Here is a 22618-nt window from a genome sequence, read left to right on the forward strand (position 1 = left end):
TATCCGGATTCAAGCCTGAAAATGATTTGGTCCTATCTGGTAAATCACAAAATCCCTGCTTCTACTCACAAGTATGGATTGATTGGGAACAGTTTACGATTGGTTGTGCATATAGACACAGGACGAAAAGTACGTCTTTTGTCATAAAATTAATTCGTATAGTAAAATTTTTACCCTATATGCCCGTCAGAACTTTACTTAATGCCTGTTTACTAAACATGCTCTTTCTCTCCTGTCTCCACGCACAGGGTCGTCTTTCGACAACGATTAACAGCAATTGGCAATTTATCAAGGGTGATACGACTAAAAAGGCAGCCGGAAATACCTGGCAACGGGTATCCATTCCGCACACCTGGAACACGCAGGATGTACTGGATGATGAGCCGGGCTATTACCGGGGCGACGGCTGGTACAAAAAAACGCTCTACATACCGGCGAGCTGGAAAGACAGGGAGGTGTACCTGTATTTTGAAGGAGCGGGGCAAAGTGCCGAGGTATTCGTCAATGGCAAGTCTGTTGGTAACCATCAGGGGGGGTACACCTTTTTCGCCCTGCCCATTAGCCCCGCCCTGCGTTTTGCCCAGGATGGCAACGCAGCCAACGAGGTAGTGATTCGGGTCAATAACAGTCCAGACGAAAACCTGCCGCCCATCATGGGTGACTACAACATCTTCGGCGGACTCTACCGGGATGTGTACCTCAACGTGCTGGATAAAGTCCACTTCGATGCCGATAACCAGGGGTCGAGCGGAATTTTCATCACCACTCCACAGGTAAACGCCACCAGTGCCGCCGTGCAGATAAAAGGCAGCTTTGTCAACAATAGCAGCAGCAGCCGAAACCTGCTGGTGACCCATCAGATCCTGACGCCGGAAGGAAGCGTGCTGGCCGAGCAAAAAGGGACGTTCAAAGCTAACGCGGGGCAGAAAATCGACTTCATACAGGACTTTAAAGCCATCAAAGGGCAGCGATTATGGTCGCCGGACGATCCCTACCTGTACCGGGTGCTGTCGACCATTACGGAAACGGCTTCCGGACAAAAGCTTGATGAAGTTTCTAATCCCCTCGGCTTCCGCTGGTATGCATTCAACGCCAATGACGGCTTTTTCCTGAATGACAAGCCATTAAAGCTTATCGGCACCAGCCGCCACCAGGATTATCCGGGCATGGGCAACGCCCTGCCCGATGCCATGCATGTACGCGATGTGGAACTGCTCAAAGAGATGGGCGGCAACTTCCTGCGGGTGGCCCACTATCCGCAGGACCCAACGGTACTGCAGGCCTGCGACCGGCTGGGCATCCTGGCTTCGGTGGAGACACCCGTCATGGGCTTTACCGACTCGGAAGCCTTCGCCAACAGCTCCAGGCAGCAGCATCTGGAAATTATCCGGCAGACGTATAATCATCCCAGTGTGATCATCTGGTCGTACATGAACGAAATGCTGCTCCGGGTGCCGTTCGCCAACGATTCGACCAAACAGCAGGCTTATTTTAATCACATGGCCAGTCTGGCGCAGGACCTGGAGACGATTGCCCGGCGCGAAGACCCGGCCCGCTACACGCTGATTCCCAATCATGGTGCCTGGGAGATTTATAACAAAGTTGGCCTGACTAAAATCCCCAAACTGGTGGACTGGAACCTGTATCAGGGCTGGTACAGCGGTAACTTCGATGACTTCGGAAAGTTCCTTGACCGGCACCATCGGGAACTGCCCGATAAGCCGGTGCTGATTACCGAATTCGGGGCCGACGCCGATAATCGGATTCATAATTTTACCCCCGTTCGTTTCGACAAGTCCGTGGAGTATACCATGGATTTCCACCAGGCTTACCTGAAGGCAATCATGGATCGGCCTTTTGTTGCCGCGGGCGTCATCTGGAATCTGGCTGAATTCAATACTGCCGTTCGGGCCGAGACCCTGCCCAATATCAACCCGAAAGGTATTTTAACGTACGACCGCAAGGAAAAAGACCCTTACCGGTTTTACAAAGCGAACCTGCTGAAAACACCCTATATCCAGGTAGGGGCCAAAGAATGGAACCGGCGCACGGGCATCGCAGAATCGGAAACCCAGCTCACCTGCACCCAACCGCTGGTGGTATACAGCAATCAACCGAACGTTACGCTGACAGTGAATGGAAAGGTGATTGGCACGGCGGAGACAAAACAGGGTACGGCCCGGTTTACGGTTGCCTTTGCCGATGGGCTTAACCGGGTTGTTGCGTCGGCCACCGGCGGTAACGCCGGGGTGTCCGATCAGGCCGATATTGTCTTCCATCTGCTCCCGTCAAACCTGAAAAGTCAAAAACTTCCCTTCGACGAATTGAATGTTAGTCTTGGTGATGTCCGCTTATTCTACGACGAGAAAACGGGGCAGAACTGGTTGCCGGAACAGGCCTACAAACCCGGCGGCTGGGGCTATGTAGGGGGCAAACCCTACGTCATGAAAAACAATTCCCGGGTAAGTTTCGGGAGCAGCCGGAATATAGTGGGAACCGACCTGGACCCCATCTACCAGACGCAGCGCACGGGCATTGAGCAGTTTACGTTTGATGTACCCGACGGCGATTACGAACTGGTCCTGCATTTCGCCGAACTGCTTTCCAAAAATTCGGGTAATGATGTAGCGTTTAACCTTGGCCCGCGCTCAGCGCCAGAGCCATTCATAGAGCGCAGTTTCGATGTAGCGGTCAATGGCACGGAAGTCATCACGGGCCTCAGCAACGGCGACGTGCTAAATACGGATCAGCCGGTTGTAACGAAGGTAATGGTGAGCGTTCACGGCCAAAAAGGAATTACGGTAAGCTTCAAAGCGAAGCAGGGCGAAGCGATATTGAATGGCATTCAGCTCAGGAAAACGCGCTGATTTACCCAGTGCTAACAAAGTTTCGGAACGCTACTAATCTGCGGTTGCCGTGTAGACTATCAGTGATGTCTGCATAGCAACCGCAGATTATGTTTATACCAGCTACTGCCAATGTGCTTACTACTTCTTTTCATGTCCACGCAACGCAGAGCGTACAACAACCGGTCCGCCGGTAAGTGCCTTACCAGCGGTTTATATGCGCAATTAACAAGCCGATATTAAAGGCAATTTATTCCTTTACTTTTGATGCGATAACGTTGCTAATAACGCTTCCAGATTTTTCAGTGTCATAGCCGTTCCTTCCTTGAAGCCCATGTCAATCATCTTCTCTAAGCGAACGAGTGATTCATTGTAAATACTGACACGTACGGTTGTCTTCCCGTTTTGCTCACTGAACGTTAAATCCCACTCAGAACCGGGTAGTTCTGGATTTTCATCTTTGTCGGCAAACGCGTTCAACAATTTGAAATTGGTTTTCGGACTAATGGCCGTGTATTCCTGGATTGACCAATGCTCTTGTCCTTCAGGACTTACCATCGCGTAAAACCGTCGGCCGCCAACGGCAAAATTCATAAATTTTGTTCTTGAGGTCCAGGGTTTGGGTGCCCACCATTGGTCAAGAATTTCCTGCTTCGTGTACGCATCCCACACCAGCGAAAGGGCGGCATCAAATTCTCGGGAGAAGGTGACCGTTTTGGTTGTTTTGTCAACGGTGAAATCGTTCATTTTTGTTGGTTTTTGAGGGTTGATAATACGTCGTCAAGTTGATTAAAACGAGTTTCCCAAATTTTCCTGAATTGGTTTACCCACTGATCGACCTCTTTTATTTTTTCAACTTCGAGTGAGTAGTAGACCTCCCTGCCTTGCTGTTCCTGTTTCACCAGTTCGCATTCCGTGAGTATGCGCAGGTGTTTGGAAACAGCTTGTCGGGTGGTGTTGAAGTTCTCGGCAATGGCGTTAGGTGTCATTGCCTGCAAGGCAATCAGGGCGATGATTGCCCGCCTTGTAGGGTCGGCTATTGCCTGAAAAATATCTCGTCTCATCTTGTTTACATTTTACCTTTCGAAACCGAATGGTTGCAAATATACGTGCAACCATTCGGTTTCGCAAATTTTTTCAGATTGAAAAAAAATCAGTTGGAATTGACGATCTGGAGGGGCATCATAAAATTGCTGATGACGCGCCGATTACCTCACTTTCAATGCAGCCATACAAACGACACATTTCGTTTTTTGTATCGCTGCATTTATTTCGAGCCCTGCCTGTCGAGACATGGGGCTTGGTGCCTTATTAACAGATAACCCGGCCTGAAAAGTAGACCGGGTCATCTAAATATGGAAGTAGCGTACCGTTGGCGTTGACTATTCCACATACACAACAGTGATAGTGATTAGCTAATTGACTAGCACTAACACGAGACCCCACTGCCATATTATTGGCAATCACTTATGGCCCAACCAAACAGGGGTTGATGGCGACCGTATGGAGCCTTTACACACATGGTGGCGTTGGGCTGAAAACATTGAGTAGGGACGTGCTGCCTGTCGCCGGGAAGCTGCCCATGCGGAGCTTGCCAAATACATATTCCATTTTTTCAACACCTCATCGGATTAACAAAACTTGGCCAATTATGCTGTACATTTCTTGTGAAAGAGGTGAAACTTGAATTGGCATTTCTACCCGCCAAGTGTATGTGCCGCTTTGACAGGGCACACCGCGATAAGTACCATCCCACACGGGCCTATCCGTTTGAAGCATCAATTCGCCCCATCGATTATAAATTGATAACATAAAGCCAGTTGTAAGTCTGCCCTTCAATTCAAAGACATCATTTACGTTATCGCCGTTTGGCGTAAAAGCGGTAGGAGCAAATAACGTGGGCTGACAAACTTCTTCCACCAACACGGTGTCACTATGGCTGCATTGTTGATCGTTCGTCAAACGGATCTGATACGAGCCAGCATTTTTGATGCTCACCGTTTGCGTAGTGCCTACCAACGAATCACTCAGCGTTGACCAGCGGTAGGTCATGTTCGGATTCGTACCGGCATCGAGGATGATTACGTCGGTCGACCCGCCTGAAAAGCAGCCTGAGTAACGTTTAGTTGCGAGACTTACCACTGGTGACTTCCTGATCTCAAGCTGCACCTTAGCTGCCGGGCTAACGCAGGTGTTAGATGCAGTTTGTGTCAAGTAATACACAAACAGACCATCCTGACTAGATGAAACAGGTGGCTGGAACGTAGCACCCGTTCCCACCCGAACCCGCAAAGTAGAATCGCTGTACCAGTCAATCATTGTTCCCACAGCCGTTAGAGCGGGAACCGATTCGCCAGCACATAGTATCTTATTCTGTATTGTTGGGGCTGGTGGAGTTAGCCCAAGACTGACAGTAACGGTATCCCGACTTTCGCAACCCGTGGAGGAACTACCAGCTACTATAACATATAGTCCGCTGCGCTGAGCCGTGATGGTTAGCTGATTAACAGTTGTTCCGTCTGGGAGTTGCCATTTGAGTCTATCCCAAACCCCTGATGAAACCGCATCAAGACGTACAGACGTACCGCACACCTTTTTTGTTTTATCAGTCAGCCGATATGGTACAGGTGGGCTAAAATTCAACTGTAGTTCCTTCTCAACAGAACACCTTCCGTCGGCAAAGCCCGATGCCCGAACTTTGTAGGTAGCCTGACCGCTGACGTTGACGGTCAGTGAATCTTGCGTAGCTCGGGCACCGGAAATACCGGGTCCTGACCACTGAACAAAGCCATTTGAATTGGCAGCGAGCAGAAACGTACCGCATGACTTCGGTACACTGGATGGCATAAGTACAACTGACGGGTTTACGGTAACGCGAACAGTGTCCTTTTTTGAACAATTGCCTTTGGTAGCTGTAACAATATACGTGTTGCTACCGGCTGGTGCTACCAACGGGTCTTTGCTGGCTGGATTGTCTAACCCTGTTGATGGTATCCAGGAAAAGCCAGTCGCGTTACTCGTTGTCATAAGTTTTATGGACTGCCCCTGACATAGGCTGGTATCTGCGATGGTTTTTAACGTGATATCGTTCTCCGTGTCAACCGTAACGGATTTACTCATTACGCAATTATTAGCGTCTTTTATGTAAACAGTATAAGCGCGGGGGACAACGCTGAATGTATTTTTGGCTTGGTAATTGATGGAATCTATTGAATACTGATAAGGCGACAATCCGTTTGTTGCGCTGGCGGTAATTACTCCATCACTATTACCAGAACAAGTTCCTTTTTGTGCCGATACGGATAAGGCCAAATTGCCAATCGTAATCTGTTTAGTTTTGATGAGCGGCTTACCGCAGGCGGTGCTTTTAACGGTCAGGATAACGTTCTTCGTGCCACCCGTGGGCCAGTTCACTACATAAGGTCCCATTCCTTGTCCTGACACAACACGCCCGCCGTCCCAATTCCAGTCAAGGGTGTAATCTGTCTCTGGAACTAATTTGTCGCCAGTATAGGTGACGGTCAGATTTTGAACGGGACTACAGACCGAATTAGGGGTAGCAGAAAAATCAGCGACGGGAACTGTATTTGCTATTGAACAAATATCATTATAAAATGCATTAACGTCTGCTTGCGAAGAGAATTGATTAGAAAAAGAAAGGTAAGCGAAGTTAGCTTCGCCTGACTCGCAATAAGCAAAGCCTTTGTCTCTAAATATGTATATCGGTCTTCCTGCCTGTGCTGCATATTGACCATTTGAATCATTATACGATATAAACAAAGTATTATTAACATACACATTAATTATACCTGATGCTCCATTTCTGGTGAAAGTGAGCAGGTAGTATTCTGAATCGTTGAAGAATGGACATTTTCCTACTATGCCATTGGGCCAGAAATCAAGACAGAAGTTGTTATTATCATAACGCTTGAAATAAATTCCTCTATCTGAGGTTTCCGAATCAGACAGAAAATCTATTATTCTAACCCAACTCGTAGGTCCCCATTTGTTAGTTTTTACATACATCTGGATCGTGTATGTTGTAGTAATACTATTATTTATGTTATCATATTTTAGGCCCCAATGCATATTATTATGGTAGACTATTCTATCGGTACCACATTTGGGTAAAACATCGTTAATAAAATTACCAGCCGTTGGGGCTGGGGAACAGGAACCACCAGTTATTGCCTGAGCTGGTGCTATGTCTGGCCCGCACTCAGGTGCGGCTACAGACAAGTTATCATAAAACCGGTAGGAATGCTTGACAACTTGGCCATTTGTAATAGTTACAATAAATAACGGAAGGAGGTATATTAATTTCATATATGGATAGAAGTAGCCTAGAGATATTGAATTTAGCCAAATTATACATGGACCTATTGTTCACAGTCCCCAAAATAAAATGCTAAGCGCCGACATATCAAGACAGTTCGCTTGCCAACCACAACCCGCCGAACAAGCAAAACCTAACCTCTGGGGCGTTCAATCTGTCGCGTCCAACCCGAAAAATGAAAGTCTTAAACCTGACCTCTGCGGCCTGTAACCTGTCGCCGGAACGCTGCCTTGCACGCCCATTTTAGTCTATTCACCCAACATACTATTGTACGCGATTTTGTGGAACTAGTCATTCCTAAACTATTCAGAATCAACCAGTTTTAGTTCCGAAGAATCGCGCACAACAAATCTGGACCAAATGCTATTCAGCAAATAAATACCTTTCGCCTAAATTAAGCCATATTAAAGCAGTCGAAGTGATTTAACGGTATGGAGAAGATAACTCTACTAAGAAAATGGGGTATTCTGGACTATCCGACCTATTTCTTCTCAGCAGCTAATGAACTCTACCGCATCACGAAACGAGGGGAGCTTCGGCGTATCCCAGCGAACTTCATGGAGGCACCGTTCATCTCAGGGCCAGTATCTCTAAAAACCGACTTTCATTCTTCCCGAAAAAACCAACGCTCATCCGGTTGATGGTTGCACTCGTCGCCTTTCTTTTTCCTCCGGTTGCAGTCTACCGCATCTTTGCGGCAGTCAAATGCAACCAAAATGAAGACGAACAACTTATTTCCCACCTTTCTACTGGCACTGTCCGCCCTGCTCCTGCCGCTGGGCAGTCAGGCGCAGGACACGGCTGGTAAGTCGCTGAAAGAGTGCATCGAATACGGGCTGAAGAACTTCGGCACCGTTCGCATTGCCCAGTACAAGGTCGAAACCGCCAACCAGCAGGGCCGCGAAGCCCTGAGCAAATACCTGCCGCAGGCTTCGGCCACGGGCACGTTCACCAACAACATCAAACTCCAGCAGTCGGTCATTCCGGCGGGCATTTTCGGTCCTGAGCCGCAGATACTGGTCATCGGCTCGAAGTTCCAGAACAATGTGGTGGCGCAGGCATCGCAGACAATCTTCGACCAGTCGCTGCTGCTGGGCATCAAAGCCAACAAACCCAATCAGCAACTGGCTGAACTCAACACCCGCCAGACCCGTGAGGATATCGTGTATAACATTGCCAGCAACTACTATCAGGTGTACGTGGCGCAGCAGCAGATTGGCCTCCTGAAAGACAACATGAAGCGTACCCAGCAGGTACTGGACGTACTGAAGTTGCAGCGCGACAATGGGGTGATTCAGACTATCGACTATACCAATACAGAGGTGACGTATAACAACACCCGGTCGCAGTTATCGCTGGCCGAAAACGACCTGAACATTGCGCTCAACCGGCTTAAGTACCAGATGGGTATGTCGCAGGATGCCGAACTAACCCTGGCCGATTCGGTCGTCAGCGACCAGTTGCCCGTTGTGGACAACACCCCTTTCGAGGCCAAAAGTCTGGTGAGTTTTCAGCAGGCAGCTTCCAATCTTGACTTGCAGAAAATCCAGCTCCAGCGCATCCGGGCGGGGTATTTGCCCACGCTTAGCTTTACCGCTAATTACGGAGCCCTGACAAACGCCCGCACCCTGGGCGACGCGTTTGTCAGCTTCAAAGGATTTGGCGCAGTTGGGCTAAAACTCAATATCCCCATCTTCGACGGGTTCCAGCGCGACGCGCAGGTGCAGCAGCAACGGCTGACCGTACTAACCCAGGAAGAGCAGCAAAAACTGAATACCGCATCGTATCGGCTCCAGTTCAGCAATGCCGTGTCGCAGGTGCAACGGGCGCAGACAAACGCTCAGAATGACCGGCGTACGGTAGAGCTTGCTCAAAACGTATACGACATCACCACGCTGCAATACAAACAGGGCGTGAAAACCCTGACCGACCTGCTCAACGCCGATACCTCGTACCGGCAGGCGCAGTTCAACTACGTCAACTCACTCATCAGTTTCTACACCGCGCAACTAGACCGGCAACAGGCGCAGGGTACCTTACTGGACTTTTATACCGGATTATAAATCAACTGACAACCACGAATTCAATCATACATCAATGAAAAAGTCAACCCTGTTAATCGTCGCCATTCTGATCGGATCTGTCGGTCTGATCGCCTTCCGACTGGCGACCAATAAAGAAAAAATAGACGCGCAGAATGCTCCCGTTGCCGCTGTAAACACCGCCATTCCCGTAACGGTCGCCACCGTTGCCGAGGGCGTTGTGGACCAGCAGCTCGTTAAAACGGGCAACCTGATTCCCTTCCGCGAAGCCAACATCACCGCCACCACCGCCGGTAAAGTGCAGCAGGTTAATTTCAACCTCGGCTCGTTCGTCAAGAGCGGGGCTACCCTGGTGAGCCTGGATAACGAACTGAAGCAGATTTCGCTACAGGCTACTCAACTCAACATCGACAAACTCAGGAAAGACGTAACCCGGTACAACACGCTGCTGGCCGGTAACGCCACCACCGAGTTGCAGGTCAACGAAACGAAGTACAACTACGAAAACGCCCTGAATCAGGCCGAGCAAATCAAAAAGCAAATTGCCGATGCCAACGTAAAGGCCCCCATCAGCGGGCAGATTGTGAAGCGCGACATCGAGCCGGGTGAATACATCAGCCCCGGTACGGTGCTGGGAACAGTGCTGGACGTTTCTCACCTGAAAGTAAACGTGCCCGTCAACGAAAGCGACGTGTATAAACTCAGCAAAGGCCAGTTGGTCAACGTATCGACCGAGATTTTTCCCGGCAAAACCTTCCGGGGGCAGATTTCCTACATTTCGCCCCAGGGCAGTACCGAACACAGCTACCCCGTCGAAATCACCATCGACCAGGCGGGTGTGCTGAAAGCGGGTACGTTCGTCAGCGTCGATTTCACCCGTAAGTCGAACCAGAAAGCGTTGCAGATTCCCCGCGCAGCTCTGGTCGAAAGCGTTCAGAATCCGTACGTGTATGTGCTGGAAGGTAATGTGGCGAAGCAGCGTAAAATTGAGATAGGTCGTGAATTTGGTAATCAGATTGAGGTGCGCAGTGGCCTGTCGGCAGGCGATAAAGTAGTCACCACCGGCCAGTTGAACCTGACCGATGGCAAAACCATACAGATCACCAATTAGTAAGTGAGCGAATGCGTGAATGAGCGAATATCTGTTCGCGTCAGTACCATTCACTCATTGAATCATTCACACAATCACTCATTAAAACTATGTCTATCACAGAAATTGCCATAAAACGGCCGCTGCTGATCACGACAATATTTGTCGTTCTGATTCTGTTCGGGGGGCTGGCGTACACCCAACTCTCGTACAACCTGCTGCCCAAGTTCGAGGCCAACGTTATCAGCGTAGCCACAACCTACCGGGGAGCCTCGGCCGATGAGGTCGAAACCAACGTGACCAAACGAATCGAGGATGCCCTGTCGGCGCTGGAAGGCCTGGACCGCATGACCTCTACCTCGCAGGAAGGCGCGTCCAGCATCGTTATCCAGTTGAAAAGTGGTATCAACACCACCGAAGCGCAGCAGGATGCCCAGCGCCGGGTGGAGCAAATCAGCAATCTACTCCCCGACGGGGCCGACCGCCCAATCATCAACAAATTCTCGACTGACCAGACGCCGATTCTGCAAATGGGCGTTACGGCGAAGATGACGCCCACGGCGTTGTATGATCTCATCGACAAAAACCTGAAACCCCAGCTCTCCAACGTGCCGGGCGTGGGCCAGGTTAACATCATTGGCGGCAACGAGCGCGAAATTCAGGTCAACGTCAGTCAGGAAAAACTGAAAGCCTACGGGCTGTCCATCGGTCAGGTGGCGCAGGCCATCAACGCGGCCAACGCCAGCTACCCCGCCGGTCAGCTTGAAACCCGCGACGCGCAGTATTCGATTCGTTTCGATGCCTCGCTGGAAACGATCAACCGACTGCGCGAACTAATCGTGAACCGCCGGGCCGACGGTGGTCAGGTACTGCTCAAAGACGTGGCCGACGTGGTGGATACCAGTGCCAAACCAACGGCTATCAACCACATCAACGCGCAGCCATCCATCGGTATTCAGATTCAGAAACAGTCCGATGCTAACGCCGTATCGGTAAGTGAACTTGTAAAAGCCCGAATTGCGGGTATCGAAAAGCAATATGCCGCTCAGAACGTAAAATTCAACATTGCCTCGGATCAGTCGATTTACACGCTGGCCTCCGCCGATGCCGTTGTAGACGATCTGGGTCTGGCCATCCTGATTGTTTCGGTGGTGATGCTGTTGTTTCTGCACAGTTTCCGCTCGTCGCTGTTCGTACTGGTGGCCCTGCCATCATCCATGATTCCAACGTTTGCGCTGATGTACATCATGGGCTTCTCGCTCAACCTTATGACCCTCATGGCCCTTTCGCTGGTAGTCGGTATTCTGGTAGATGACTCGATTGTGGTGCTGGAAAACATCAACCGACACCTGGAAATGGGCAAGAACAAACGGCAGGCCGCCCTGGATGGACGGAACGAGATCGGCTTCACGGCGCTGGCCATTACTTTGGTCGACGTGGTCGTATTCGTACCGCTGGCCTTCAGCGGTGGCCTGATCGGCAACATCCTGCGCGAGTTTTCGCTGGTGGTCGTCTTCTCGACGCTGATGAGTCTGCTGGTTTCGTTCACACTGACACCCCTGCTGGTATCGCGTTTCGGCAAGATGCAGGTGCTGAACCCCGGCACACTGTGGGGCAAAATGAACCTCGGCTTCGAGCGGTTGATCGAGACATTAACGGCGGGCTATGGTCAGCTACTGACGTGGAGTCTGGGCCACAAACGCTACATTTTTCTGACCGTGCTGGGCCTGCTGATTGGTTCCATCTACCTGATTCCTGCCGGCTTTATCGGGGCGGCTTTCATCCCGGCCAGCGACCAGGGCGAGATGAGTGTCAGCATCGAACTGGCTCCCACAGCCTCCATTTATCAGACAAACGCCACCTCGCAGCGGGCCGAGCAAATAATCATGAAGCATCCCGAAGTCACCAACGTATTTACCAGCGTCGGAACGGGAGGCAGCAACGGACTATCTACCTCCTCCAGCAGCAATATGGCCACACTGAACGTAAAGCTGGTCGACAAAAAGGAACGTACCCTCTCGACCGATGATATGGGCAAGTTGCTCAAACAGGAAATCAGCCAGATTCCGGGTACGAAAGTCACTGTGAGTCCGGCCAGCATCAGCGGCAATAGTTCATCGCCCATCGCCATTTCGGTGAAAGGCACCGATCTGCCCACTATCCGCAAAGTAGCCGAACAGGTGAAAGAGATTACGGCCTCGGTATCGGGTACGCAGGACGTGAAGTTTTCGGTGAAAGACCCAAAGCCGGAAGTAACGGTGAAACTGGACCGCGAGAAAATGACCCAGCTCGGCATCAGTGCCACGGAAGTTGGTCAGGCCCTCCAAAACGCGTTCCGCGGCAATACCCAGTCGAAATACAAGCAATCGGGCAACGAATACGACATTCTGGTACAACTGGACCAGTACGACCGCAGCCAGCCGTCGGACGTTCGGCACCTGAGTTTTGTGAACAAAGACGGCAACACCGTCGAGTTATCGCAGTTTGCCAGCGTACGGGAGCAGATTGGCGAAAGCGTGCTGGAGCGTATCGACCGGCTGTCGTCCATTACTATCAACTCGCAGGTATTTGGCCGGCCGGTGGGTACGGTTGGTACCGAGATTCAGGAGAAGGTGAGCAAACTACCGCTGCCCGAAGGCATCTCGATCTACTACGGCGGACAGATGCAGCAGCAGGCCGACGCCTTTGGCAGTCTGGGCCTGGCTCTGGCTATCGCCATCCTGCTGGTGTACTTCGTAATGGTGGGATTATACGAGAGTATAGTGTATCCGTTCGTGGTGCTGTTCTCAATTCCGGTCGCCCTGATTGGTGCCCTGCTGGCCCTCGCCCTGACGATGGAAACACTCAATATTTTCTCCATCGTCGGTTTGATTATGCTGCTGGGTCTGGTTGCCAAAAACGCCATTCTGCTGGTCGATTTCACCAATCACCTCAAAGAACAGGGGCATGATGTGGTCGACGCGCTCATCGAAGCGGGCAAAGAACGACTGCGCCCCATCCTGATGACTACTTTGGCGATGGTATTCGGTATGTTGCCCATCGCTCTGGCCTCCGGGTCCAGTGCCGAAATCAAGAACGGCATGGCCTGGGTTATCATCGGCGGTCTGCTGTCGTCGCTGTTACTGACCCTGTTGCTGGTGCCCTCCATGTACCTGGTCGTGGACCGAATCAAGGAACGCTTCTCGGGCAAGAAAAACACAACTCAGAAAGAACTGGAAGCCGAAATGGTATAATAACGGTTTGTTTTTCTGAACTGGTAAGCCCACAAAAAATGGAATTTCCCGTAAGTCGCTAATCGTGTATCTTACGGGAAATTCCATTTTTCGATAAATATCCCTTGCAAAAGCATTACCGTCAAGGACTGATAAAATCGTTATCTTTGGTAAACCGTCGAAAAAGAAATGTCTGACCTTCTGCTCCGGATTTTGGATACGCCCCAGGCCCCGCTCATTCTGCAACGGGCGCAGGCTATTCTGGACAGGGAAGCGCGAAATCGACAGAAGTTTTACAAATGGCGAGATGAAGACAAAAAGGCGGAGTTCATTAACGGCGAAGTAGTCGTGCATTCGCCCGCGCTGCATCGTCATAATTCAACAATGCTACTGTTGGCTTCTCTGCTGAATATGTACGTTAATGACCGTAAGTTGGGTCTTGTTCTTGCTGAAAAAGCGTTAGTTGAATTGACTCGCAACAGTTATGAACCGGACGTGTGTTTTTTCGGTACGGAAAAAGCCAGCCAAATTACCGACGACCAATTGTATTACCCGGCTCCGGATTTCATTGCCGAAGTACTTTCCAAAAGCACCGAGAAGTATGACCGGGAAACCAAATTTGCCGATTATGCGGCTCATAAAGTAGCGGAATACTGGATTATTGACCCGCTCCGGCGCACCATCGAGCAGTACGAAATTGACGCGGATACGGAGGAATACGCATTATGCGGCTCATAAAGTAGCGGAATACTGGATTATTGACCCGCTCCGGCGCACCATCGAGCAGTACGAAATTGACGCGGATACGGAGGAATACGCACTAACGGGTGCATTTGGCATTAAAGATACGGTTACCAGCCAGGCTGTTTCTGGTTTTTCGATTCCCGTACGGGCGGTATTCGATGCGAATGCTAATATGATGGCATTACGCAACCTGTTGATGTAATGAAAATAGATTATCAGCTATCGATTCTTAACCCAATCCCCCTGGTTGAGGTACCTTTTTGCAGGTAGGCTCCGTTTTAGTGCCCCATCAAAACTCCGGGAAACTGTCCAGCCGCCGGTTCAGGTCATAGGCGGCACTAATCAGGCCCAGGTGCGTGAACGCCTGCGGGAAATTACCCAGCTGCTGCCCCCGACGGCCCAACTGCTCGGCAAACAGGCCCAGGTGATTGGCGTAGCCCAGCATCTTGTCGAACAGCAACCGGGCTTTTTCCACCTGTCCCGACCGCGACAGGCACTCGATGTACCAGAAACTGCACATCGAGAACGTCCCTTCCTCGCCATCCAGCCCATCACTAGCTCCTGAATCGAGCCGGTAGCGGTACACCAGCGAATCGGAGACGAGTTCGCGCTCAATGGCTTCCAGCGTACTGAGCCAGCGCGGCTCTTTAGGGTTAATAAACCGCACCAGGGGCATCAACAGGGCCGACGCATCCAGAATGTCGGAGCCCTTATATTGGACAAAAGATTGCTTTTCTTCACTCCAGAATTCCTCATAAATAGTCCGGTAAATCTGGTCCCGTACCGACCGCCACCGCTCCAGGGGTGATGGAAACGACCGGTGCTCTACCACTTTGATGGCCCGGTCCAGAGCCACCCAGCACATCAGCCGCGATTGCAGAAACTCGCACTGCTTACCCCGCACTTCCCAGATACCATGGTCGGGTCGTTGCCAGTTGTTGCAGACAAACTCAATCTGCCGCTCTACGTGCTGCCAGAACGACCAGGTAATAGCCCCGTGAAATTTATCGTAGAGGTAAATGGAATCCATCAACTCGCCGAAGATATCCAGTTGAAACTGGTCGTAGGCTGCGTTGCCAACACGCACCGGGCTCGACTGCCGGTAACCGGCCAGATTCGTCAATACCTTCTCCGGCATTTCCTCCTCGCCATCGATGGTGTACATCAGTTGCAGTGTGCCCTGGTGCTGTTCGATGGTGGCCATTTCCTTACCAATCCAGTTCATGAAGGCGGCTGCTTCTTCCATGAAACCCAGTCGAATAAAGGCGTACATGGCAAATGCCGAATCCCGAACCCAGGTGTAGCGATAATCCCAGTTCCGGCTCCCACCAATAACGGAAGGCAACCCAAACGTAGGCGCGGCCACCATCGAGCCAAATTCGCAGGAGGTCAGTAACTTGAGGGTTATGGCCGACCGACTGACCATTTCGTGCCACCGCCCATTATACTTCGATTTACCAATCCAGTTTTTCCAGAAGTTGAGCGTCTTCTCAAAATCATCGACCGTGTAGTGGTGCAGGGCTTTTTTCACCGACTGTTGCTTATCGCCTGTAGCCGATTCAATCACAAAATGCGCCGTTTCTTTCTCGGCCAGTGTGAACTCCGCGTACACATCTTTACCGTCAATAACCAATGGAACGTCGCAGATGAGTCGAAACGACAGGACGGGTTCGGACTTACTTGTGAAGGTTACTTCATGTTTTGTACCATCGACGCTGTGTTCGGCGCGGGCGTAATCGAACCGGGGCTGACAACTCATCCGAAACGGTATTTTACCCCGTGTTACTACCACGCTGCGTACTAAGGCACAGTTTTCTTCCGTAGTTTTTACCGGCATAAAGTCGGTTATTTCAGCCACGCCCTCCTCGGACAGCGAACGGGTAAGCAACACCGCCGTATCGGGCAGGTACATCTGCTTATAATCGACATCGTCCAGTTGGGGTTTTATGTCGAAAAACCCGCCCTTATCCGCATCCAGGATGGAGGCAAAAATGGTGGGCGAATCGAAGCGGGTAAAGCACATAAAGTCAATCGATCCCTGTATGGACACCAGCGCAACCGTGTGTAAATTCCCAATGAGGCCATAATTGCCAATGGGCTGGTAATCAGTATTAGTCATAGGGTAATGAGCGTTATGCGTACGAATGATCAGAAGAGATACGTAGTAATAACGTCCAAAGAGCAGTGGCTGTTAGAAATGAGTGCCGGACTTTCGTGTATTGTAACGTTCGTTTAGATCTTTGATAAAGTTTTGAACTCTGTCAAAGATCTAAACGAACTTACTCACGGATCAATAATGTATTCGATACTCAACTTCTCTACGATTTAAACTGACGCAGATTATAGGTGAACGTCAGCATAAAATACTGCTTCAGCACCAGCGAGCGGTTATCCTCCAGATACGTCTCTGAAAAAGACCGGCTCACACTGGTATTCTGATTGAGCAAATCGAACACCGATACTTTCAACTCGCCGTTCTGGTTTTTCAGGAATCGCTGGGCAAGGCTGGCGTTCCAGAGCGTAAACTGCTGATTGAATCCGCTCGATAGTCCCGCGTACCGCTGGTAATTCACATCCGAACGCACCACCAGTCCTTTCCAGACATTCCAGACCATGTTGGCCCCGGTTATCTGGGTATTGTAGGACGTATTGAGCTGAGGTTGCAACGTATTCATGACCTTGTTGTAGCCATAATTATACGACAGGGTGAAGTCGATTTTCTCACTGATGTTGCTGCTCAGCACCACGCCCTGACTCACCCCGTACGCATTTGAGTTGTTCACCAGACCATTTATCAGGCTGGGCGTCTGGTTGTACGTTACCGACGTATTCAGATTCAGGTTGCTCTTCATGAAGGTTAGCGGACTACCGAACGACACGAACGCCCGCGAGTTCAGCGACGGGCCGGTGTTAATGGGCCGGGTCAACTGCGTACCCTGCTGCAGATAAATCGTTGTCCCCGCCGAGGAAGTAACGCCCGGCACCACGCCCGCCTGTTCGGCAATGTACAGCGACGAGCCGATGGGGTCCTGCGTGTAGTTGAGGCTCAGCAACGCCACCAGGCTGTTCGCCTTCTGGATAGACGTTTTGGTCAACCGGGCTGTTATAGCGTGGCTGTAGCTTTGTTTCAGATCGGGGTTACCGATGGTTTGCTGCAACGGGTTGGTGTTGTTCAGCACATTCTGCAACTGGGTAATACTGGGTGCGTCGGTGCTGGTGCGGTAAGTGAACCGCAGCCGCAGATCATCCGTAAAGCGGTAGTCGGCAAAGACGGTTGGCAGCAGGTTGGTAAACGCCCGGCTTACCTGCCCCACGCGGGGAAAAAGCTGGTCGCTCTGCAAATCGGCCCGTTGCAGGTTCAGTTGTGCCGAAAGCCGGACTATTTTATTGGACAGGTTATAGCCGAGACCCGCCCGTTGCGTCAGGTAGTCATTGTCGAAACGGTTGCTGAGCAGCGAATCCAGTTGGTCATACTGGTCCGACAGCGGGTTGAGCCGGTAGGTGAATCGGTCGGAGTTGCTGTGATTAAGCCCGGCATTGTACGAAAACTGCATGATGCCCTTGCCCAGCGGCTCGGTATAATTCAGCCCTGCCGAAAACTGATACCCATTCGAGGTGGTATTGGTCCGCTGGTCGATGACCTGACGGGTGGTGTCGGCCTGGAAAAATTCGTTAAGCGACGACAGTGTACTCATACCCGTTTTGTCATTGAGCGCCGTACCGATATTGAGCGAAATGGTGCGCCCCCGCGTCTCGAACCGGTGCCGAAACAAGAGTGTATTATTGAATGTGTAGCCCTGATTGCGGGCCGTATACGTATTGGTCGACTGGTTCAGCAACGCGTCGCCAAGTTGCGTATTGCTGTTGGTGTAGGAACTGGAATTATTGGTCTGGAAACTCAGGCGGGGCGTAATCAGCAGCGAGTTATTCTTGTCGAACGCGTAATCGAGCCGGAAGTTGAGCCGGTGGTTGATATTGTTGCTGTTACTCGTCGACTGTTCGCCGTAGGTTTGGGTTAAATCGTTGATTGTCTGGTAGTAATTCCGCAGTAACGACTGCTCGCTCCGGTTCTGAGTCTGGTTCATAAAGTACGAGCCGCGCACGGTGAGTTTCTCGCCCCATTTATCGGAATAATTGACCCCCAGCGCATTAGTCGTGTTGATACCATTTTGCTGGCCGATCAGAAAGTTATCGGTAGCAGCACCGGCCCCTCCGCCGGAACCACCCCGGCCACCACCACCACGTCGCCCCCCTCCTCCCCGACCACCACCGCCCCCGCTGCTCTGCACGCCGAGTAAATCCTGGCTCGAAAAATTCTGCTGGTTGATGTCATTGCTCTGCCCGATGATGGAAATGCGCTGGTCGCCGTTGAAGATATTTACGCTGGCCCCGGCAGAATATGTCCCGTTGGTACCGACTCCGCCGTATACCCGGCCAAACTGCCCGTTCCGTTTATCGGGCCGGGTTACGATGTTGATAGTTTTGGTGGTATTCCCGTCGTTCACGCCCGTAAACTGCGACTGGTCGCTCTGACGGTCAAAAATCTCGATCTTGGCGATTACTTCGGCGGGTAGGTTTTTGAGAGCAATGGTCGGGTCGTCGCCGAAAAACGGTTTTCCATCCACCAGCACTTCGCGGACGGTTTCGCCCTGCACTTTTATGTCGCCCCCACTCATGTCGATGCCCGGCATCTTTTTGAGCAGGTCTTCGGCCTGGGCGTCGCGGTTTACTTTATAGGCGTCGGCGTTCAGCTGAAGTGTATCTCCTTTTTGTTCGGCACTCACAATCTTTCCCTTCACCACCACCTCGTTAAGCTGCCGGGCTGATTCGCCCAGTACAATGCGCAGTGGTCTCACCTCGCCCGTATCGACCCGTACCGTCTGCGATTTCGTGGCAAAACCCACGTAGGAAACCTGAAGGCGGTAAGCACCTACAGATACGTTTTCGAACAGAAATCGACCGTCAACGTCTGTCACCACACCCCGCTGGGTACTACTGTCGGGCAGACTCGCGAGCCGGACGGTGACGCCAATCAGCGTTTCTCCTTTGGTATCAACTACGGTGCCGCTCAGCGACTGGCCGTAGCCAAACGTAGCTGTCAATAACAGCAACACGTATAGCAGGTGTATTTTCCGGGTTTTCATAAGGTCGAGGGATGGTTTGGTGAATTGGTATCAGGAGTTGGCCGGGAGTTACTAAACCGGCCAACCCCTGCTTACTGTTTTTAACTCTGCTTCTTACCACCGCGGCCGCCTTTACGGGCAGGCATTTCGCGGTCTTTCAGGATGTTGCCTTTACTGTCAGCAATCAGCATGTGCCGGGGCTTGTCCGTTTCGGTCAGCACGACGTAAAACTTGTCTTCTTTGCTTTTGGCAATCCGCTTCATCTCGGCATTTGGGTACTTGCTTTTGATGAACGACGTGGTGGAAGCGGGCAGGTCTTTGGCAGTCAACTTCTCCATCTCGCGGAAGTTATGACCACTACGGTCTCCCCGCCGATGCGTGCTATCCTGTTGCATTCTGACCGGTTTTCCAGTCGTCGTGGCAGTTTGCGCCATGGAGTCAGAAACGTAGAAAAGCGAGGCAACAGCGATGGCAATGAGTGTCTTTTTCATGGTTGTTTTGTGTTTACTGGTTTGATTTGTTGTTTACTGTTCAAGGGTAATGTATTGGGTAATAATTCAGACGTTGTTTGATTTAGCGATTCCCGACTACCTCGTAGGAAGTATAGCCCTGATTATCCGTAACGGCCCGGTAGTAGATACCATCGAATAAGTAGTACGGTATTCCATCGATGTACACCTGGTCGTAGCCGTTGGGCAACTCAGGAATACGGGCACCCACGGGGGGCGCAATGACCTGATAACCGGCATTGTAGGGTAAAGGCTGATAGAATGCCCCGTAGTAATAATAATATGGGTTCGGGCCGACCATAATCTGGGAATACCCCAGGGGCAATACATTCAGCCGGAAGCCGATGGGCGCACTAACGATTTCGAAGGAAGAACCAACGGGCCGGTAATACAGGCCGTTATGGTACCGGTACGACACGCCCCCCAGCGGATAAACCCTGGCTCCGGCCGGAACGACCGCAACGCGGCTACGGTAGGCGGGCAACGCACTGTACCGCGACCGGGCTGCGGGTCGGGTAACGACGGTGGTGCGGACGGGCTGCCGGACAACCACCGTATTACGCACGGGCTGGCGGACGACGATTTCCTTACGAACCGGTTGCCGGACGACTACATCCCGACGGCCGGACTGCCGAACTAGTGCGGTTTGCCGACCTACAGCATTGTTACGATTGTCGCGGTTTTGATGCTGGGCCTGCACCTTTTGGTTGTCACTCAGCAAAGGGCTAACCGTCAGGGCGAGGGTTAAAGCGAGGTATTTTGTGGTTGTGTTCATGATTGTATGCTGGTTGAGTATTAATTCTCTAAAGGCTTTTCACATACTTAGGCCCCATGCCGGATGATAACTTGCGGTCGGTTTGGAAAATATTTTTCACGGAGGATTCTTTACTATCCTGGAGTTATTTGGGCTTCCTCTTTTCGCTTGCGTACCGTTGTTCTTTAGCCAATAGCACTCTGCAACAAAAAAGGGGGGAGAGTCAAAAATGACCCTCCCCCCTTTTCGTGCGTGCAATCGCTGCATTAGTTCGGCGCGTCGGCTGGCGGATTGCGTTCTCCCCGCGCCCGGTTCCCCCGGCCACCCTGCCCCGGCATTCGGAAGGCACCGCCCGCCGTGGCGCGACCCGGCAACTCACTCAGCAGATGGTTGAGCAGCAGCCGTTGTTCCGGGTTGCAGATGGCCGCTACTTTATCGAAGTGAGCCAGCGTCATGAGTTCCACTTCGGCCGACTGCCAGTGAAAAGCCAGGGCTTTCTCCCGTCGCTGCGCTTCGGTAAACGACGAATCAGTTAGCCGGAAATAGGTCTTCCGCTCCTGCCGAAGTTGCCGCTGCCGGGGGCGTACCTGCTTAAAATACACCGTCTGCAAGTCGGCCAGTTGCTGTTTCTGCCGGGCATCCAGGCCAAGCGTGTCGGCCAGAAGGGTACGGCTGCTGGTTCGGGAGGCCCGGTGTGCCGATCGGTTAGACCGTAACCATATCCAGCCCAGTAAGCCAATATTCAGGGCTACCAACACAATGATAATGCCCGTTAGTAAACGGGTACGTCGTGGGTCATTCATAAGGCGTGATGGTAGAATCTACAGAATAATCGCTCTGGAAGGCACTGGCCACCGTCGTCGGCTCATCATCAGCGGCAGGGGTGTTGGCTATGGTAGTGGCCACACTCACGTTGAGAAGCACCAGCATACACAACGCCGAATAGGCGTAGGCGGGTCGGCGCAGCCACCAGGGTAGCCATGTAGCCGACTCCACCGACTCGTTCAGCCGCGCCTGTAGTCGGGTGTAAAAAAACGGACGCGGTTCGGGTTGGGGTCGCTGCCCCCACTGCCGGAAGTCGGTTTCCCACCGGTCCGGCTCATTAGGTTCATTCGTTGATTGATTCATGACCTGAGAGGGATTAATTTTTTACGTAATGTTTGCCGGGCACGAAACAGCAGCGATTCCACTGCTGACACCGATGTTTCCATGACGGCTGCTATTTCCTGGTACGACAGTTCTTCCTGATAGTGCAGGGTAAAGGCTATCTTCTGCGATTCGGCCAGCCCCTGCACGGCCTGACTGATCTGGCGCGTCTGTTCGCTGGCTTCCAGCGTGGTTTCGGGCGTCTGGAAATCGGGCGGGTCATGGCTCGCTTCACCGTCATCGCCAAAGAGTGTGGTCATAAAGGCAAACCGTTTCTTGCGCTTGCGGTCCCGCTCTTTTTTCAACGCTCTCGACGTAGTCAGCCGGTAAAGCCAGGTGGCCAGACTGGCCTCCCCACGAAAATTACCAACCGTCCGAAACACCTCGACAAACACCTCCTGCGCCACATCTTCGGCCTCTTCGGGCGAGGAAACGATGGCCAGTGCCGTTCGGAATACCCGCTTCTGGTAGGTATCCACGAGCCACCGAAAAGCGGGTTCGTGCCCCTGCCGTAGCTGGTCGAGTCTGGTGGTTTCATCAACGGTTTCGTTCACCCTGGTTGTATTCTTTATGTAGTAGGCCCCAAACGGATTCAAAACTTGCGGTCGAAAGAAAAAATAATTTGAGGCTGCTTATCAGGGACACGATCGCTGGAAAATGCCTCTGACTGCTTTCGAGATAATTACATACCCACTTTTGTCAACTTCCTCTTCCAAAGCGACTTCAGGATTGAGTTAACGGCCAAATGTGCCAAAATAATAGTCAGTAAAAAAGCCGCAACAGCTATAGTTGTTGCGGCTTTTTTACGGAGAACCT

General features: G+C 51.6%; 16 protein-coding genes. 6 read left to right on the plus strand and 10 right to left on the minus strand.

Annotation, left to right across the window (positions count from 1 at the left end; genetic code table 11):
* Nucleotides 1–218 precede the first annotated feature (218 nt).
* A complete protein-coding gene (locus B157_RS0117980) occupies nt 219–2867 on the plus strand; it encodes a glycoside hydrolase family 2 (RefSeq protein ID WP_020604701.1) in 2649 nt (882 codons plus the stop codon).
* Between the two features lie 237 nt (nt 2868–3104).
* Here the strand turns inward: B157_RS0117980 and B157_RS0117985 are convergent, their stop codons facing one another.
* The 3 genes from B157_RS0117985 to B157_RS36885 all read right to left on the minus strand — a co-directional run bounded on the left by B157_RS0117985 (nt 3105) and on the right by B157_RS36885 (nt 7172).
* Nucleotides 3105–3593, minus strand: coding sequence for an SRPBCC family protein (locus B157_RS0117985; RefSeq protein ID WP_020604702.1), 489 nt, complete (start codon nt 3591–3593; stop codon nt 3105–3107).
* Entirely contained in the window at nt 3590–3910 is a 321-nt protein-coding gene (locus B157_RS0117990; RefSeq protein WP_020604703.1) for an ArsR/SmtB family transcription factor, read from the minus strand. Before B157_RS0117990 ends, B157_RS0117985 begins: the two co-directional genes overlap by 4 nt.
* Nucleotides 3911–4469: 559 nt before the next feature.
* The gene (locus tag B157_RS36885) at nt 4470–7172 is read right to left on the minus strand and encodes a T9SS type B sorting domain-containing protein (RefSeq protein ID WP_020604705.1); all 2703 of its coding nucleotides are present in this window, start codon (nt 7170–7172) and stop codon (nt 4470–4472) included.
* Between the two features lie 726 nt (nt 7173–7898).
* Here B157_RS36885 and B157_RS0118005 point away from each other — a divergent pair.
* From B157_RS0118005 to B157_RS40110, 5 genes are all read left to right on the plus strand, one after another.
* Entirely contained in the window at nt 7899–9245 is a 1347-nt protein-coding gene (locus tag B157_RS0118005; protein WP_020604706.1) for a TolC family protein, read from the plus strand.
* Nucleotides 9246–9279: 34 nt separating this feature from the next.
* Nucleotides 9280–10335 carry an efflux RND transporter periplasmic adaptor subunit gene (locus B157_RS0118010; protein WP_020604707.1) on the plus strand — a complete coding sequence of 352 codons (1056 nt, stop codon included), beginning with the start codon at nt 9280–9282 and terminating at the stop codon, nt 10333–10335.
* 89 nt (nt 10336–10424) lie between these two features.
* Nucleotides 10425–13547, plus strand: coding sequence for an efflux RND transporter permease subunit (locus tag B157_RS0118015; protein ID WP_020604708.1), 3123 nt, complete (start codon nt 10425–10427; stop codon nt 13545–13547).
* A 168-nt stretch (nt 13548–13715) separates the two neighbouring features.
* Nucleotides 13716–14264, plus strand: a complete 549-nt coding sequence (locus tag B157_RS35625; protein ID WP_041952181.1) for a Uma2 family endonuclease — start codon at nt 13716–13718, stop codon at nt 14262–14264.
* Nucleotides 14224–14472, plus strand: coding sequence for a Uma2 family endonuclease (locus B157_RS40110; RefSeq protein WP_041952177.1), 249 nt, complete (start codon nt 14224–14226; stop codon nt 14470–14472). The genes B157_RS35625 and B157_RS40110 overlap by 41 nt, the downstream gene beginning before the upstream one ends.
* An 87-nt stretch (nt 14473–14559) precedes the next feature.
* Here the strand turns inward: B157_RS40110 and B157_RS0118025 are convergent, their stop codons facing one another.
* The 7 genes from B157_RS0118025 to B157_RS0118055 all read right to left on the minus strand — a co-directional run bounded on the left by B157_RS0118025 (nt 14560) and on the right by B157_RS0118055 (nt 22356).
* The gene (locus tag B157_RS0118025) at nt 14560–16389 is read right to left on the minus strand and encodes a glycoside hydrolase family 15 protein (RefSeq protein ID WP_020604709.1); all 1830 of its coding nucleotides are present in this window, start codon (nt 16387–16389) and stop codon (nt 14560–14562) included.
* Nucleotides 16390–16588: 199 nt separating this feature from the next.
* Nucleotides 16589–19414, minus strand: a complete 2826-nt coding sequence (locus tag B157_RS0118030; RefSeq protein WP_020604710.1) for a TonB-dependent receptor — start codon at nt 19412–19414, stop codon at nt 16589–16591.
* Nucleotides 19415–19494: 80 nt separating this feature from the next.
* Nucleotides 19495–19884 (minus strand): hypothetical protein, encoded by a 390-nt coding sequence (locus B157_RS0118035; protein ID WP_020604711.1) that lies wholly within the window; start codon nt 19882–19884, stop codon nt 19495–19497.
* Between the two features lie 82 nt (nt 19885–19966).
* Nucleotides 19967–20677 carry a DUF6515 family protein gene (locus B157_RS0118040; RefSeq protein WP_020604712.1) on the minus strand — a complete coding sequence of 237 codons (711 nt, stop codon included), beginning with the start codon at nt 20675–20677 and terminating at the stop codon, nt 19967–19969.
* 245 nt (nt 20678–20922) lie between these two features.
* Nucleotides 20923–21459: a Spy/CpxP family protein refolding chaperone gene (locus B157_RS0118045; RefSeq protein ID WP_020604713.1), complete on the minus strand. Its 537-nt coding sequence runs from the start codon at nt 21457–21459 to the stop codon at nt 20923–20925.
* The gene (locus tag B157_RS0118050; protein WP_020604714.1) at nt 21452–21784 is read right to left on the minus strand and encodes a hypothetical protein; all 333 of its coding nucleotides are present in this window, start codon (nt 21782–21784) and stop codon (nt 21452–21454) included. The genes B157_RS0118045 and B157_RS0118050 overlap by 8 nt, the downstream gene beginning before the upstream one ends.
* The gene (locus B157_RS0118055; protein ID WP_020604715.1) at nt 21781–22356 is read right to left on the minus strand and encodes an RNA polymerase sigma factor; all 576 of its coding nucleotides are present in this window, start codon (nt 22354–22356) and stop codon (nt 21781–21783) included. The genes B157_RS0118050 and B157_RS0118055 overlap by 4 nt, the downstream gene beginning before the upstream one ends.
* Nucleotides 22357–22618 lie beyond the last annotated feature (262 nt).

Source organism: Spirosoma spitsbergense DSM 19989 (assembly GCF_000374085.1).
GTDB classification, from domain to species: Bacteria; Bacteroidota; Bacteroidia; order Cytophagales; family Spirosomataceae; genus Spirosoma; species Spirosoma spitsbergense.